Annotated in this window: 13 protein-coding genes; 5 read left to right on the forward strand and 8 right to left on the reverse strand. The window is 74.1% G+C overall.

Translation table 11 applies throughout. From position 1 onward, the window contains the following. Window positions 1–59: 59 nt before the first annotated feature. From ABFY03_RS07350 to fmt, 3 genes are read right to left on the reverse strand one after another with little or no spacing between them, the layout of a single operon-like run. The gene (locus ABFY03_RS07350) at window positions 60–1472 is read right to left on the reverse strand and encodes an RsmB/NOP family class I SAM-dependent RNA methyltransferase (protein WP_319009800.1); all 1413 of its coding nucleotides are present in this window, start codon (window positions 1470–1472) and stop codon (window positions 60–62) included. A gap of 58 nt (window positions 1473–1530) precedes the next feature. Further along, the gene (locus ABFY03_RS07355; RefSeq protein WP_346169524.1) at window positions 1531–1869 is read right to left on the reverse strand and encodes a hypothetical protein; all 339 of its coding nucleotides are present in this window, start codon (window positions 1867–1869) and stop codon (window positions 1531–1533) included. Next, window positions 1866–2798: a methionyl-tRNA formyltransferase gene (fmt, locus tag ABFY03_RS07360; RefSeq protein WP_319009802.1), complete on the reverse strand. Its 933-nt coding sequence runs from the start codon at window positions 2796–2798 to the stop codon at window positions 1866–1868. The genes ABFY03_RS07355 and fmt overlap by 4 nt, the downstream gene beginning before the upstream one ends. 224 nt (window positions 2799–3022) lie before the next feature. Between fmt and ABFY03_RS07365 the strand changes: the two genes are divergently transcribed. Beyond that, the gene (locus tag ABFY03_RS07365; RefSeq protein ID WP_319009803.1) at window positions 3023–3538 is read left to right on the forward strand and encodes a hypothetical protein; all 516 of its coding nucleotides are present in this window, start codon (window positions 3023–3025) and stop codon (window positions 3536–3538) included. 81 nt (window positions 3539–3619) lie between these two features. Here ABFY03_RS07365 and ABFY03_RS07370 read toward each other — a convergent pair whose 3' ends face one another. Beyond that, on the reverse strand, window positions 3620–5803 hold the full coding sequence (locus ABFY03_RS07370; RefSeq protein ID WP_446697018.1) for a primosomal protein N': 2184 nt from the start codon (window positions 5801–5803) through the stop codon (window positions 3620–3622). Window positions 5804–5934: 131 nt separating this feature from the next. Here ABFY03_RS07370 and ABFY03_RS07375 point away from each other — a divergent pair, with 131 nt between their 5' ends. The 4 genes from ABFY03_RS07375 to ABFY03_RS07390 all read left to right on the forward strand — a co-directional run bounded on the left by ABFY03_RS07375 (window position 5935) and on the right by ABFY03_RS07390 (window position 11058). After that, complete coding sequence (locus ABFY03_RS07375) at window positions 5935–7212, forward strand: NsdA family TPR-like regulatory protein (RefSeq protein ID WP_346169526.1); 1278 nt, start codon at window positions 5935–5937, stop codon at window positions 7210–7212. Continuing rightward, window positions 7205–7957: a toll/interleukin-1 receptor domain-containing protein gene (locus ABFY03_RS07380; RefSeq protein WP_346169527.1), complete on the forward strand. Its 753-nt coding sequence runs from the start codon at window positions 7205–7207 to the stop codon at window positions 7955–7957. The genes ABFY03_RS07375 and ABFY03_RS07380 overlap by 8 nt, the downstream gene beginning before the upstream one ends. Next, the gene (locus ABFY03_RS07385) at window positions 7954–9891 is read left to right on the forward strand and encodes a hypothetical protein (RefSeq protein ID WP_346169528.1); all 1938 of its coding nucleotides are present in this window, start codon (window positions 7954–7956) and stop codon (window positions 9889–9891) included. The genes ABFY03_RS07380 and ABFY03_RS07385 overlap by 4 nt, the downstream gene beginning before the upstream one ends. Before the next feature lie 90 nt (window positions 9892–9981). Continuing rightward, window positions 9982–11058: a hypothetical protein gene (locus ABFY03_RS07390; protein WP_346169529.1), complete on the forward strand. Its 1077-nt coding sequence runs from the start codon at window positions 9982–9984 to the stop codon at window positions 11056–11058. Between the two features lie 58 nt (window positions 11059–11116). Here ABFY03_RS07390 and metK read toward each other — a convergent pair whose 3' ends face one another. The 4 genes from metK to gmk all read right to left on the reverse strand — a co-directional run bounded on the left by metK (window position 11117) and on the right by gmk (window position 14766). Continuing rightward, window positions 11117–12325, reverse strand: a complete 1209-nt coding sequence (gene metK, locus ABFY03_RS07395; RefSeq protein WP_031005593.1) for a methionine adenosyltransferase — start codon at window positions 12323–12325, stop codon at window positions 11117–11119. A gap of 254 nt (window positions 12326–12579) precedes the next feature. Then, on the reverse strand, window positions 12580–13845 hold the full coding sequence (gene coaBC, locus ABFY03_RS07400; RefSeq protein WP_346169530.1) for a bifunctional phosphopantothenoylcysteine decarboxylase/phosphopantothenate--cysteine ligase CoaBC: 1266 nt from the start codon (window positions 13843–13845) through the stop codon (window positions 12580–12582). Between the two features lie 56 nt (window positions 13846–13901). Next, window positions 13902–14174 carry a DNA-directed RNA polymerase subunit omega gene (rpoZ, locus tag ABFY03_RS07405; protein WP_030493615.1) on the reverse strand — a complete coding sequence of 91 codons (273 nt, stop codon included), beginning with the start codon at window positions 14172–14174 and terminating at the stop codon, window positions 13902–13904. Window positions 14175–14202: 28 nt separating this feature from the next. Then, complete coding sequence (gmk, locus tag ABFY03_RS07410) at window positions 14203–14766, reverse strand: guanylate kinase (protein ID WP_031005589.1); 564 nt, start codon at window positions 14764–14766, stop codon at window positions 14203–14205. Between the last annotated feature and the right edge of the window lie 66 nt (window positions 14767–14832).

A 14832-nucleotide genomic window follows, 5' to 3' on the forward strand; every position in this document is an offset into this window, starting at 1 on the left:
GCGAACCGGTCCGCGGCCCTTCCGGCACCGGACGTACGGGTACGGACCAGCGGAAACCGTCAGGCGGTCCGGCGGATCAGTGCCAGATACATGGCGTCCGTACCGTGCAGATGCGGCCACAGCTGGACGTCGGGGCCGTCTCCGAGGTCGTCGACGCCGGGGAAGTACGGGCGGGCGTCGATCAGCTCGCCGCCGCCGAGCTTCTTGAGGACGTCGTCGACGACGACCCGGGTCTCGGCGAGGTGCGGCGAGCAGGTCGCGTAACCGACGACTCCGCCGACCCTGACGGCCTTCAGCGCCTCGGTGAGCAGTCCGCGCTGGAGCGGGCCGAAGCCGTCGAGGTCCTCGGGGCGGCGGCGCCAGCGGGCCTCGGGGCGGCGGCGCAGCGCGCCGAGCCCGGAGCAGGGCACGTCGACGAGGACCCGGTCGAAGGAGCCCTCGCGCCACGGCGGGCGGGTGCCGTCGGCGGCGATGACCTGGTACGGGCCGGGGTTGCCGGCCAGCGCGCGCTCGACCAGCCGGGCGCGGTGCGGCTGCTTCTCGGAGGCGAGCAGGGCGGCGCCGCGCTCGGCGGCCAGCGCGCCGAGCAGGGCGGCCTTGCCGCCGGGGCCCGCGCAGCCGTCGAGCCAGCGGGTGTCGGGGCCGTCCAGCGGCGCGTTCGCCAGGGCGATCGCGACGAGCTGGCTGCCCTCGTCCTGGACGCCGGCCCGGCCGTCCCGGACGGCCTCGATGGCGCCGGGCTCGCCGCCGTCGGTGAGCCGCAGGGCGTACGGCGACCAGCGCCCCGGCTCGGTCTCGGCCGCGCCGGCCAGCTCCTCGACCGTGGACCGGCCGGGCCGGGCGACCAGGGTGACCTCGGGCCGCTCGTTGTCGGCCGCCAGGAGCGCCTCGATGCCGGCGCGGCCGCCGCCGAGGGCGTCCCAGAGTGCGGAGACCACCCAGCGGGGGTGGGAGTGCATGACGGCGAGGTGGTCCTCGGCGTCCTTCTCGTACGGCGGGGCGACCTCGGCCAGCCAGGCGTCCAGGTCCTGCCGCGTGATCTTCCGCAGGACGGCGTTGACGAACTTCGCCCGGCCCTCGCCCAGCACCGCCCGGGCCAGCTCGACGGTGGCGGAGACGGCGGCGTGCGGCGGGATCCGGGTGCCGAGCAGCTGGTGCGCGCCGAGCGACAGCACGTCGAGCACCGGCGGGTCGACCTCGCGCAGCGGCCGGTCGACGCAGGCCGCGATGATCGCGTCGTACGTCCCCTGGCGCCGCAGCGTCCCGTAGACCAGCTCGGTCGCGAGCGCCGCGTCCCGCGCCTCGAAGCCCTCCTTCTCGCGCGCCTTGCGCAGCAGCGGCGGCAGGACGAGGTTGGCGTACGCGTCCCGCTCGTCGACCGCCCGCAGCACCTCGAAGGCGAGCATCCGCACGGGGTCCTTCTTGGGCCGGCGGTGGGGCTTGGGGGGACGGCGACGTGCCTGCTCGCTCAAAGGTGCTCCGCGTGACGAAATGAGGGGTCGAACCCACCCAGCCTACGTCCGCCGCCCCCTACCGGGGAAAACGCCCCTGGCGCACGGCCCACGCCTCGGCCGCGAGCAGGCAGCGGACGGGCGCGGTGCCGCCGCCGTCCGCCTCGAAGGCGAGGAGCACGGGCGGCTCCTCGCCGGTGCTCCGGACGACCTCGGCCCGCTCCTCCGCCGTGGGCTCGCGGAAGACCGGGTCCATGAAGGCCGTCGGGCACCGGAGGTAGAGCACGTCCGTCAGCTCCACCTCGAGCCCGTGGTGGTACGTGAGGTCCGCCCCGGCGGCCAGGGTGAGCCGGCTGCCGTCGAAGCGGCGGAGCTCCCAGGCCTCCCACGGGCCGTCGGGCAGCGGCAGCCGGGTCACGCGCCGAGGCGCTCGCCGGGGGCGATGCGGACGCCGCGGGCCCAGTCGGCGGCCTTCATGGGCTTCTTGCCCTGCGGCTGGACCCACAGGAGCTCGACGGCGTACGAACCGGTGCCCGCGAACACGTTGTTCTTGCCGGCCGCCAGCTCGCCGGGGGCGAGGTCGGCCCGGTCGGGGACGGGGGCGGCCTGGATCAGCTTCAGGCGCTCACCGCGGAACAGGGTCCAGGCGCCGGGGGCCGGGGTGCAGCCGCGGATCACCCGGTCGACGCGGAGGGCGGGGGCGGCGAAGTCGACGTGGGCGTCCTCGACCTCGATCTTCGGGGCGAGGGTGATGCCGTCGGCGGGCTGCGGGACGGCCTTGAGCGTGCCGTCCTCGATGCCGTCCATGGTCGCCGACAGCAGCCCGGCGCCCGCGAAGGCGAGCCGGGTGAGGAGGTCGCCGCTGGTGTCGGTGGGGCGGATCTCCTCGGTGATCACGCCGTAGACCGGGCCGGAGTCCAGGCCCTTCTCGATCTGGAAGGTGCTCGCCCCGGTCACCTCGTCGCCCGCCATCAGCGCGTGCTGCACCGGCGCCGCGCCGCGCCAGGCGGGCAGCAGCGAGAAGTGCAGGTTGACCCAGCCGTGCGCCGGGATGTCGAGGGCCTTCTGCGGCAGCAGCGCGCCGTAGGCGACGACCGGGCAGCAGTCCGGGGCGATCTCGCGCAGCCGGGCGAGGAAGTCCTCGTCGCGCGGGTGGGCCGGCCGCAGGATCTCGATGCCCTCCTCCTCGGCCCGCTGCGCGACCGGGCTGGCGACGAGGCGCCGGCCGCGGCCCGCGGGCGCGTCCGGCCGGGTGACCACGGCCGCGACCTCGTGGCGGCCGGAGGCGAGCAGGGCGTCCAGGGCGGGGACGGCGACCTCGGGGGTGCCTGCGAAGACCAGCTTCATGGGTGGCGACTGCCTGTCTGTCCGGGGGCGTTGCGGGCGACGCACCAGTCTAGGCGTCCGGCCGGGAGGGGGCGTACGCGGCGGCGAGCGCCCCGCGCATATGCGTGTACGCCCCCGCAGCGTGACCCAACTCCCGGTGGCGCGTTGGTCAAGAGAGATTGACCGTATCGGGCCGCCGTCCCCCTGCGGCACGCCCTTCCATCGCCGGTTCGAGAGGCTTTCACATGGCCGACCACGCAACCCACGACGCCCAAGCCCGGGCGAGCCTGCATCTGTTGGTGCGGGACATCGAGCGGGTCCGGCGGCAGGTGGACGCACTGCGCACGCTCACGGCCCAGCTGGGCAATGTCTACCGCCCTCGCCGCTCCGGCCCGTCCACGGGCTTCGTCGTCTACGGCCGCGCGCCCGCCCCCACCGTACGGCTCGCCCAGGAGCTCCGCGACAGCGTCGAGACCCTGGTGACCGCCGCCGTCGAGTTCGACCGCTCCCTCGGCTTCTCCTGGGACGCCGTGGGCTCCGCGCTCGGCGTCACCAAGCAGGCCGTCCACCGCCGTTACGGTGCCCGCCGGGCGCCCCAGCAGCCCGTGGTGGAGCCGGAGCGCGGCGCCGAGGCGGGCGTGACCCGCACGCTGCCGTCGGTGCCGGCCGCCCGCTCGATGCCGCCGCAGCCCACCTCGGGGAGCGCCACCCTCCGCGACGAGCCCCGCTCGCCCGTCTTCCCCAGCCCGCGCAACGGCTGACCTCGCGGAGCCGACGACCGGCCGCCACCCCCTGGCCGAAGGGGGCGGCGGCCGTCGTCGTACCCGGCGCTCCGCCGGGCGTCAGCCGATGTCGGGCGGGTCCACCCTGATCCGGACGGTGTCGCCGGTGCCGCGCGCCTGGCGGCTCGCCCGGGCGTGCTTGAGGGCCTGCGCGAGGGCCGCGCCGCTGCCCGGCGGCACCCGGACCAGGGCGCGCTCCCACTGCTCGCCGGGCGGCGGGTCGCCGGGCCGGCGGGCGGAGCCGGGGCGGACGACCGGCAGCGGCACCGGCCCGAGGATCTCCGCGTCCATCGGCAGTGCGGCGGCCGCCAGGAAGGTCTCCACGGACTCGGGCGGACCGCTCACCGCGGCCATCCGGGAGACCGGCGGGAAGCCCAGCTCGGCGCGCTCGGCCAGCTCCCGCTGGGCGTGCCCCACCGGGTCCCAGCGGACCAGGGCCTGCACCGGCCGGAGCGTCGGCTCGGCGACCACCACCACGGTGCCGCCCTCCTCCTGCCCCCGGACCAGGGAGGCCGCGTCCATCCAGCGGCGCAGCGCCTCCTCGCCGGCCCGCAGGTCGGGGCGGCCGAGCAGCGCCCAGCCGTCGAGCAGCAGCGCCGCCGCGTAGCCGCCGTCGGCGACCGGTTCGGCGCCGGGGGTGGAGACGACCAGGGCGGGACGGTCCGGGACCCGGTCCAGGACGTGGTCGCGTCCGGAGGTCCGCACCGGCACGGCGGGGAAGGCCCGGCCCAGCTCCTCCGCCGTCCGCCGGGCGCCGACCACCTGGGCGCGCAGCCGGGTCGAGCCGCACGCCTCGCAGTGCCAGGCCGGGGCCTCGCGCCCGCACCAGCCGCAGTGCAGCTCGCGCTGGTCGGGCGCCTCCAGCGGTCCGGCGCAGTGGCGGCAGCGGGCGGGCGTCCGGCACTGCTGGCAGGCGAGCCGGGGCACGTACCCCCGGCGGGGCACCTGGATCAGGACCGGGCCGGTGCGCAGCCCGTCCCGGAGGGTCTCCCAGGCGAGCGACGGCAGCCGGGCGGCCCGCGCGGCGCCGTCCCGGGCGAGGAGGTCGTCGCCGACGGTACGGACGAGGGGCGCGGCCCGGCGGACCTGGTCGCGGCTCGCGGCGAGCGGCCGGGCCCAGCCGGACTCGACGAGCTGCGCGGCCTCGACGGTGCAGCCGGTGGAGCCGAGGAGGAAGGCGCACCGGTCGTGGGCGGCGCGCAGCAGCAGCACCTCGCGGGCGTGCGGCTGGGGGGCGTGCGGGTCGCTGTGGCTGCCGTCGCCGTCGTCCCAGACGACGGCCAGCCCCAGGTCCCTGACCGGCGCGAACATGGCGGCCCGGGTGCCGACGACGGCCCGCACCGAGCCGCGTCGCACGGCGAGCCACTGCCCGTACCGCTTCTCCGGCCCGGCCTCGGCGGTGAGCACCGCGTGCCGTCCCTCCCCCAGGACGGCGGTGAGCGCCGCGTCGACCCGCCCGACGGCCCGCCCGTCGGGCACGACGACGAGGGCGCCCCGCCCGGAGGCGAGGGTGGCGGCCACCGCGCGGGCGATCTCCTCGGCCCAGTGCGGCCCCGGCAGCGCCGTCCAGACCGCCCGCGGCGTCCCGCCGCGGGCCAGCGACTCCAGGAACGCGGCTCCCTGCTCGTACCGCCCCCAGCTGCCCGCGGCGGGCGGCGGGGGCGGCGGCAGCGGGGCGGGCGAGGAACGGCGCTCGGCGGCCGCGCTGCGCGGCGGCACGGCGAGCTGGAGCACGTCGGCGAGGCTCCCCGCGTACCGGTCGGCGACGGCCCGCGCGAGACCCAGCAGCTCGGGTCCGAGCACCGGCTCGGGCGACACCACGTCGGCGAGCGCGGCCAGCGGCCCGGAGTAGTCGGAGGAGGCCCGCCGCTCGACGAGGAACCCGTCGATCAGCCGCCCGCCCTCCCGCCGCCCGCCCCGCACCTGCCCGGCCCCGGCCCCGAACCGCACCCGCACCCGCACGCCCGGCCGGGCGACCTCGTCGAGCTCCTCGGGCACCGCGTAGTCGAAGAACTGGTCGAGATGGAGCGCCCCCTTGTTGACCACCACCCGCGCGACCGGCAGCTCCTTGGCGAGCGCGGCATCCCGCCAGGTCCGCGGCTTGGCCCGCGGCACCTTCGCCTTCCGCACGGTCTCCCGGATGAGCGCGAGCTGCTCGGGCCCCTCGGGATTCTCCTTCTCGCTGCTCACAGCCCCATACCTACCAGACGCCTCCGACACTGCCAGGTGTCCATGATCGGCCATGTCCGTGGCCGAATCGGCGCTCTGTCCGGCGCCCCCAGGCCGATGGAAACGTGAAACAGCGGCCACCGCCTTGTTGCCGCGCCGGCGGCGGCCCCAGGCTGACAGCACGTCGACCCCGAGGGAGCGGAGAGGTGAGCACGTTGTCGAAGTTCGGCCCGGAGCTGCGTCGAAGGCGGCAGGCGGCCGGCATGACGCTGGACGGTCTGGCCGCCCGCGTGCACTACAGCAAGGGCCAGCTGAGCAAGGTGGAGACGGGTGCCCAGCGGCCGACCGCCGAGCTGGCCCGCCTGTGCGACACGGCGCTCGGCGCGGACGGCGCGCTGTCCGCGCTGGCACCGACCGGCCCGGGGCCGGCTCTGCTCGGCCGACGGCGGGTCATGGCCGGCGCAGCTGTCTCCGCGCTCGCGCTCGGTGTCCCACCCGCTGCCGCCGGCCAGGGGACGCGGGCCGTGGAGCAGGTCGCGGACGCGGTCGGCAGCCCGCTGGTGGAGGGGGTGCGCGCGCTGTTCGATCAGTTCCGGGCACTGGGCCAGACGGCTCCCTCGGCCGCGTTGCTGCCCGCTCTGGAGGCACAGACCCGGGCCCTTCCCGCGCTCGCCGAAGGCGCGGGGACCCGCTCGGGGAGGGAGTTGTACCTGCTCGCCTCCCGGTTCGCGGAGTACACCGGCTGGATGGCCCAGGAGAGCGGCGACGAGCGGGCGGCCCTGGCGTGGACGGATCACGCCGTGCGCCTCGCGGCCGCCGGGGGCGACCGTCATCTGGAAGCGTACGCGCTCGTCCGCCGGGGGCTGGTGACCTTCTACGCGGGGGACGCCCGCTCCACCGTCGACATCGTCCAGGGTGCCCAGGCCGGTCGATTACCCGCCCGCATCAGGGGACTCGCCGCCCAGCGCGAGGCCCAGGGGCATGCCTTGAGCGGTGACCGGAGCGCGTGCCTGCGCGCACTGGACCGGGCACGGACGCTGCTCGACCGGGCGGCCGCGGACGGCAGCGCGGTCACACTCCCGGTCATCGGCACCACCCACCTCCACGACCCGTCGGCCATGACAACCGGCTGGTGCCTGCTCGATCTCGGTCTGCCGGGTCCGGCCGCCGAAGTCCTCGACCGGGAGGTCGTACGGATCCCGGTCCACGCGACCCGTACGCGCGTCCGCTACGGCGTCCGCCGGGCGCTCGCCCACGCTGTCGCGGGCGAGGTCGAACACGCCTGCGACCTTGCGGTCCCGCTGCTCGGAGAGGGCGAGGCACTGGCCTCTGGGACCATCCGGACGGATCTGCGCCGGCTCGCCCGGGTCCTCGCCCGGCACCCCCGCAACCCGCACGCCCACGCCCTGGCACCGCGGCTGGCCGCCGCGCTGCAGGACCCCTTCCAGCCCGCCCCCGTACGAGAGGCAGCCTCGCGTGGCTGAGATCTTCATCAACTACCGCACCGGCGACGGCAACGAGATCGCCGCCCTCCTCGACGAGGCCCTGCGGACCCGCTTCGGCGACGACGCCGTCTTCTACTCGGGGCGCTCGGGCCGACCCGGGGAGCGCTTTCCCTCGGCTCTGCTCACCGCGGTGCGCCGCAGCAGTGTCCTGCTCGCCGTGATCGGCCCCGAGTGGGCCGACCATCCCGGTCTACGCCGGGAGGACGACTGGGTACGCGTGGAGATCCTGGAGGCCTGGCGCTGCGGCGTCCATGTGATCCCCGTCCTTCGCGGGCGCCGGACGGAACGGCTCTCTCCCGCCGCTCTGCCGCCGGAGCTCGCGCCTCTGGCCGAGCTGAACTCCCTGCGGATCGACTCGCAGAGCCATACCGAGGGCACGGCGGCGATCGGGGACGCCATCGTCCAGCTCGTCCCGCGCCTCGCTGCCCGGCACACCGAGGTCGGCGCGGCGGACGACCGCCACGGAACGGAGACCACCCAGAACGCGCTCGCCGGCGGCAACAGCGGCTTCAGCATCCAGGGCCGGGACATCGGCCGGATCGACACCCTCGTCACGAACCCCACGGGCCCGGTCAACACCGGATCCGGCACGCAGAACAACCAGAACCACACGCACCGCCCGCACATGACGGGCGACGGGGCGGCCTATGTGGCCGGGGACAATCACGGCGGCATCTCGCACAGGTTCGGGCGTACGGAGAGGGACGAGGCCGACGGCCGATGAGCGAGGCGGCCTTCACGGGGGTCCAGAACCCGACCGGGCCGGTCAACACCGGCCCGGGCACGCAGAACAACCACGTCTCCCACTTCCACTTCCACCAGGTCACCGGCTCGGTGAAGCACGGGCCTGTCTCGCCACCCCTCTCCCGCGCCCATCTGGACTGGCTGGGGCATCGCTTCGTCCCGCCCCGCGGCATGCGCGCGGCGGCTCTCAAGCTGCTGGCCGAGCATGCTGTCCTGATCGACGCCCCGCCGGGCAGCGGGCGCGAGACCGCGGCACGGATGCTCCTCAAGGAGATTCAGGGTCCTCACACGGCCCGTCGTCTCCTGCCGGAGAACGACGAAGCGGAATACGCGCTGTCGGGCGACCAGGTGGGCGACGCCGACCGGCTGCTGCTCGATCTCTCGGACCTGCCGCACACGGTCTGGACGGCGCTGCGACGTCAGCTCCCCGGGCTGCTGGAGAGCGTCCAGGAGCATCAGGCGCACCTGGTGGTGATCCTGCCCCACGGAGCGCCGGTCGGTGACGAGCTGGTGATCCATCGCGCGGTCATCGAGCGCCCCGACGCCTTACGGGTGCTCATGCGCACCCTCCGGGCGGAGGAGGTGTCGGGCGTCCTCTCCCCGGACCAGTTGGCACCGGCCGTGCACACCTTCCTGGCCGGAGGCCCCGCACTGAGCGAGGTGGGCCGACTCGCCCCGCTCATCGGCGAGGCCTGGCGCGCCGAGCCTGGTGCGCGACCCGAGCACTGGTCTTCCGTCGCGCTCGAAGCGCTGGTCCGTCCCGGAGACGCGGTCGCGGACCAGGTACGGAAACTGACCGACGGCGGACAGCGGGCGCTCCTCCTGACCGCCGCCATGCTGCCCGGTGCGCGGGTCGAGGCACTCCACCACGCCCACCAGGGGCTTCTGAGGACCGTCGCGCACCCCCACGACGAACGGCCGGTGTTCGAGCACGAGGACCTGAGCGAGCGGCTCGACCGTGTCGACGTCGGGGTCCAGCCGGACGGGTCCGTGAGATTCCGCCGCCCCGGCCTCGCCGCGGCGGTCCGCGATCACTTCTGGACCAATCGGCCGGACCTGTGGGACGTCTTCCGGCACTGGGTCGACGCCTCCCTCCTGCTTCCCGGGCTCCGCGGGCAGGACCGTGACGAGCTCGTGGCCGGGTTCGCCGAGCAGGTCCTGCGGCTGGGACAGCAGGATCAGCTCCTCGACCTCGCCCGGCTGTGGACCCGCCGGAGCGATCCCCCGCTGCTGCAAGCCGCTGTCCAGGCCCTCGGACACGGGCTCGGAGACCCGCGGACGGGCCGGACGTTCCGCAAGTACGTGTACGAGCGGTCGAAGGACACCGGTTTGGCCGAACGGACGGCACAGGTGCTCGTCGCCGTGACAGCCGACGTGATCGCCCCGAGCCATCCTGATCAGGCACTGGTACGCCTGCACCATCTGGCTCGCGGGCGCAGCGGCCCCACGTCCGGCGCGGACGACCGGCTCGTGCGGCTGGCCCGCACGGACGCCCGCCTGTACCGCAAGCTGTTGAACCGGCTCGCCCAGGGCCTGGCCAAGGACCACGGTCAGGCGGACGCGCGCCTCTTCCGCGCCACCGTCGCCACCTCCGTACTCCTGGAGACGAGCGCGGGGTCGGGCCCGCTCCTCGACGACGCGCGGACCCGCGACGCTCTCACCACCGCCTGGCACGCGCTGTTCACCGGCTCGGATCCGGCCGACTGGCTCGGACCGGCCGAGGAGTGGCTGGCGGCGGCCCGCCCCGGCTGCGGCCACGACCGGACGCTGCTCGACATCCTGGTCCGCGCAGCGTCGTCCCGTCCCGCCTCCCTCGATCGCCTGTACGTGACGTCCCTGCGGTATCCGTGTGCCGCCGGCGTCCGCCTACTGGTGGACGCCGCGCAGGGCGTCAGGCCCGCGCGGCAGGACTGATCACCGTCGCAAGCCCTGATTCCGTTCTTCCCGTGTTCCGTACCGGCCGGCGCGATGTCGTCGTGCCACCCTTCACCAGGGGGACCCCCAATGAGCTCAGGACAGAAGATCCTGACGGCTTTCCTCACGCTGATCGGCGGACTGCTGATCGTGATCATCGGCCTGTGCACCGCGTGGCCCTGGTGGTGCTGGCCGGCCGCCGCGCTCACGCTGCTCGTGCTCGCGAGGCTCGTGTCCCTCTCCGCCCGGAGACGCAGGCCGACGATCCCGCAGGAGCACCTTCTGGAGCCGGACCGGCCCATTCCTCCGGTCGAGCGCTGGGAGAAGGTCGTCCGCGAGGTCGCTCTGCCCAGCGCGTCCCCCGACTACGACTTCCTCGTCACGGCCCTCGTCCGCTGGGTGCCGATCGACGTGGCTCACGGGGCACCGGACGTCAGCGGCTCGGGCCTGGCGGTGGACGCCGTCCTCACGCGGGCCCGGACGATCACCGTCACTCACCCACCGCACCGCGGCAGTCTCGTCCAGCACCAGCTGGCGGGCGCGCTCGGCACCATGGAACAGGATCCGACCGGACGCGTGCTCGCCATGGCGGAGAACATCCAGGTCTCGCTGTCGGAGGCGGACCGCGAACGGCTGGAGAAGCTGGCCACCGTGCGCAAGGACGAGGCCGTCTGGGAGCACGAACGGAAGTGGGAGCAGAGCAAGCGCGCCTATCTGGGCGAGGACGTGCTGGCCTCGACCGGCAGCGCGGTCGTGTGGTGGCTCGCGAAGAACGACGACCGCGTGGACAAGGCGGTGGCCGACATCGGTCTGCTCGCCCAGCTCACCTCCGTCGCCAATGACGAGCCGATCCCCGCACCGCTCCAGCCGTATGTGGCGCCTGTGGCGCCCGACACACCCGCGGCTCCGGAGGCCGAGGCCGCCGGCGCGGCCACCGACCTGTTCGTGGCGGCGCTTCAGGGGCTCGGGCTCGACGAGGACGATCCCGCGCGGTCACTGTTCCTGCGCCGTGTGGCGGAGGCCGCACGGGCCGCGCGGCTGTCCGGCGCCGACGCGCTGGACCGGCTCGCCACCGAGGAGGAGGAGCGCTACCGCGATCCGCTGCCGCCGGAGGAGGCCGGGGACGCCGACGGTGATCTGCTCGCGGGCGGCGTCACCGGTCTCTGACATGACGGAGGCCCGGCACCCTCATCGGGGTGCCGGGCCTCCGTCGTCGTCCTGCGCCTTACAGGCCGGCGGCCTTCTTCAGGGCGTCGACGCGGTCGGTGCGCTCCCAGGTGAAGTCCGGCAGCTCGCGGCCGAAGTGGCCGTAGGCGGCGGTCTGGGAGTAGATCGGGCGGAGCAGGTCGAGGTCGCGGATGATCGCGGCCGGGCGGAGGTCGAAGACCTCGCCGATGGCGTTCTCGATCTTCTCGGTCTCCACCGTGTTGGTGCCGAAGGTCTCGACGAAGAGGCCGACGGGCTCGGCCTTGCCGATGGCGTACGCCACCTGGACCTCGCAGCGGGAGGCGAGGCCCGCCGCGACGACGTTCTTGGCGACCCAGCGCATGGCGTAGGCGGCCGAGCGGTCGACCTTGGACGGGTCCTTGCCGGAGAAGGCGCCGCCGCCGTGGCGGGCCATGCCGCCGTACGTGTCGATGATGATCTTGCGGCCGGTGAGACCGGCGTCGCCCATCGGGCCGCCGATCTCGAAGCGGCCGGTCGGGTTGACCAGCAGGCGGTAGCCGTCGGTGTCGAGCTTGATGCCGTCCTCGACGAGCTGCTTCAGGACGTGCTCGACGACGAACTCGCGGATGTCGGGCGCGAGCAGCGAGTCGAGGTCGATGTCCGAGGCGTGCTGCGAGGAGACGACGACCGTGTCGAGGCGGACGGCCTTGTCGCCGTCGTACTCGATGGTGACCTGGGTCTTGCCGTCGGGGCGCAGGTACGGGATGGTCCCGTTCTTGCGGACCTCGGTGAGGCGGCGGGAGAGCCGGTGCGCGAGGTGGATCGGCAGCGGCATCAGCTCGGGGGTCTCGTCCGAGGCGTAGCCGAACATCAGGCCCTGGTCGCCGGCGCCCTGCTTGTCGAGCTCGTCCTCGTCGCCCTCGACCCGCTGCTCGTAGGCGGTGTCGACACCCTGCGCGATGTCCGCGGACTGCGACCCGATGGACACCGACACGCCGCAGGAGGCGCCGTCGAAGCCCTTCTTCGAGGAGTCGTACCCGATCTCGAGGATCTTGTTGCGGACGAGGGTGGGGATGTCCGCCCACGCCTTGGTGGTCACCTCGCCGGCGACGTGCACGAGGCCGGTGGTGATCAGCGTCTCGACGGCGACGCGGGAGGTGGGGTCCTCCCGGAGCAGCGCGTCGAGGATGGTGTCGCTGATCTGGTCAGCGATCTTGTCGGGGTGTCCCTCGGTGACGGACTCCGAGGTGAACAGACGACGGGACACAACGCTCCCTGGGGTTGCAGCGGCTGCTGGCTACTCTCTTCGCGGACCGGCAGGGGGCTGCGCCCCGCGACGTTCCACGGACAGTCTATCGGGCCAGGTCGGACCTTGGACCAGGTGTCTCGACTGGCGAATGACCGGGGGTGGCCGGAACCGGCCCCCGACGGGGCGGGAGGGGCGTGTCAAGTGGGGCGCAGATCACTCGCGCCCCGGCGTTTCGCGCCACCCCCCTGGCCCGGTCCGGTCCGGAATGTCTGTCAGGTGGTCCGCTCGCGCAGGCGCGGCAGGACGAGGTCCCAGACGGTCTCGGCGAGGGCTTCCTTCGGGCCGTACGGGACCGGGGTCTCGGTGCCGTCGGCGGCGAGGACGACGGCCTCGTTCTCCTCCGAGCCGAAGGTCTTGCGCTCGCCGACCTCGTTGACGACGAGGAGGTCGCAGCCCTTGCGGGCGAGCTTGGCGCGCCCGTTGGCGAGCACGTCGTCGGTCTCGGCGGCGAAGCCGACGACGACCTGGCCGGGCAGGGCGCGGTCGGCGGACAGCTCGGCGAGGATGTCGGGGTTGCGGACCAGCTCGATGGTCGGCGCTCCCCCGTCGTCCGTCTTCTTGATCTTGCCGGGGGCGTACGTCGCCGGGCGGAAGTCGGCGACGGCGGCGGCCATGACGACCGCGTCGGCGTCCGCGGCGGCCTTGAGGACGGCCTCGCGGAGCTGGACGGCGGTGCCGGTGTGGACGACGTCGACGCCGGCCGGGTCGGGCAGGCCGGTGTTGGCCTCGACGAGGGTGACCCGGGCGCCGCGCGCGGCGGCGGCCTTGGCCAGGGCGTACCCCTGCTTGCCGGAGGAGCGGTTGCCCAGGTAGCGGACCGGGTCGAGGGGCTCGCGGGTGCCGCCCGCGCTCACCACGACGTGGCGGCCGGCGAGGTCGGGGGCGGTGACGCCACGGGCGAGGATCCTGCGGCAGACCTCGAAGATCTCGCCGGGGTCCGGGAGCCGGCCCTTGCCGGTGTCGACGCCGGTGAGGCGGCCGACGGCGGGCTCGACGACGACGGCCCCGCGGCGGCGGAGGGTGGCCACGTTCTCCTGGGTGGCCGGGTGCTCCCACATCTCGGTGTGCATGGCGGGGGCGAAGACGACCGGACAGCGCGCGGTGAGCAGCGTGTTGGTGAGGAGGTCGTCGGCAAGGCCGTGGGCGGCCTTGGCGAGCATGTCGGCGGTGGCGGGGGCGACGACGACGAGGTCGGCGGCCTGGCCGATGCGGACGTGCGGGACCTCGTGGACGGCGTCCCAGACCTCGGTGGAGACCGGGTTGCCGGAGAGCGCGGACCAGGTGGCGGCGCCGACGAAGTGGAGCGCGGAGTCGGTGGGGACGACCCGGACGTCATGGCCCGACTCGGTGAGCCGGCGCAGCAGCTCGCACGCCTTGTAGGCGGCGATGCCGCCGCTCACCCCCAGGACGACCTTCGGCTTGGTCACGGTTGTCTCTCCCCACGCGGCGGCGTGTTCTCGGCTGGCGGACGACTCCATGAGACACCCCAGGCCCGGCGGATGGACCGCCGGGCCTGGGGTGACGAACGCAACGCTTACTGAACGGGGCCCTCGACGGCCTCGGAGGTCAGCAGACCCGCGTTGATCTCGCGCAGGGCGATCGAGAGCGGCTTCTCGTGGACGTGGGTGTCGACGAGGGGACCGACGTACTCCAGCAGGCCCTCACCGAGCTGCGAGTAGTACGCGTTGATCTGACGCGCGCGCTTGGCCGCGTAGATCACGAGGCTGTACTTCGAGTCAGTGGCCTCGAGCAGCTCGTCGATCGGCGGGTTGATGATGCCCTCGGGCGCGGTGATGGAAGAGGACACGCTCTACCTTCCGAAGATGGATAAAAGATCAGACTACGTGCATCAACGTTAGCAGCTCACGCGCGACGTCCTCGACGGAGGTGTTGACGAGCGTGGTGTCGAACTCCGACTCGGCGGCGAGCTCGACCTTGGCGGCCGCCAGACGCCGCTCGATGACCTCGGGCGACTCGGTGCCGCGGCCGGTGAGCCGGCGGACCAGCTCCTCCCAGCTCGGCGGGGCCAGGAAGACGAGCCGGGAGTCGGCCATGGACTCCTTCACCTGCCGTGCGCCCTGGAGTTCGATCTCCAGGAGGACGGGCTCGCCCTTCTCCAGGCGCTCGACGACCGCGCTGCGGGGGGTGCCGTAGCGGTTGCCCGCGAACTCGGCCCACTCGAGGAGCTCACCGTTGGCGATCAGCTTGTCGAACTCGTCGTCCGTGACGAAGAAGTACTGGACGCCGTGCTTCTCGCCGGGGCGGGGCTTTCGTGTCGTGGCCGACACCGAGAGCCAGACCTCGGGGTGGACCTTGCGCATATGAGCGACGACCGTGCTCTTGCCGACCCCTGAGGGGCCGGAGAGCACGGTCAGCCGCGGACGTACCTCTGCTGCCATGCAGCGATTATTCCAGTATCGACGGGGTGCCCGGGACGCATGTCCCGGTACGGTCCCCGGCCCCGG

This window comes from Streptomyces roseofulvus (assembly GCF_039534915.1).
Lineage (GTDB): Bacteria > Actinomycetota > Actinomycetes > Streptomycetales > Streptomycetaceae > Streptomyces > Streptomyces roseofulvus.

Bases quoted from the DNA above. Each gene is read 5' to 3' on its own strand.
- ABFY03_RS07365 (WP_319009803.1), top strand. From the start codon at position 3,023: ATGGCCGACCACGCAACCCACGACGCCCAAGCCCGGGCGAGCCTGCAT.
- ABFY03_RS07370 (WP_446697018.1), bottom strand. From the start codon at position 5,803: ATGGCCGATCATGGACACCTGGCAGTGTCGGAGGCGTCTGGTAGGTAT.
- gmk (WP_031005589.1), bottom strand. From the start codon at position 14,766: ATGGCAGCAGAGGTACGTCCGCGGCTGACCGTGCTCTCCGGCCCCTCA.
- ABFY03_RS07390 (WP_346169529.1), top strand. From the start codon at position 9,982: ATGAGCTCAGGACAGAAGATCCTGACGGCTTTCCTCACGCTGATCGGC.
- ABFY03_RS07385 (WP_346169528.1), top strand. From the start codon at position 7,954: ATGAGCGAGGCGGCCTTCACGGGGGTCCAGAACCCGACCGGGCCGGTC.
- fmt (WP_319009802.1), bottom strand. From the start codon at position 2,798: ATGAAGCTGGTCTTCGCAGGCACCCCCGAGGTCGCCGTCCCCGCCCTG.
- coaBC (WP_346169530.1), bottom strand. From the start codon at position 13,845: ATGGAGTCGTCCGCCAGCCGAGAACACGCCGCCGCGTGGGGAGAGACA.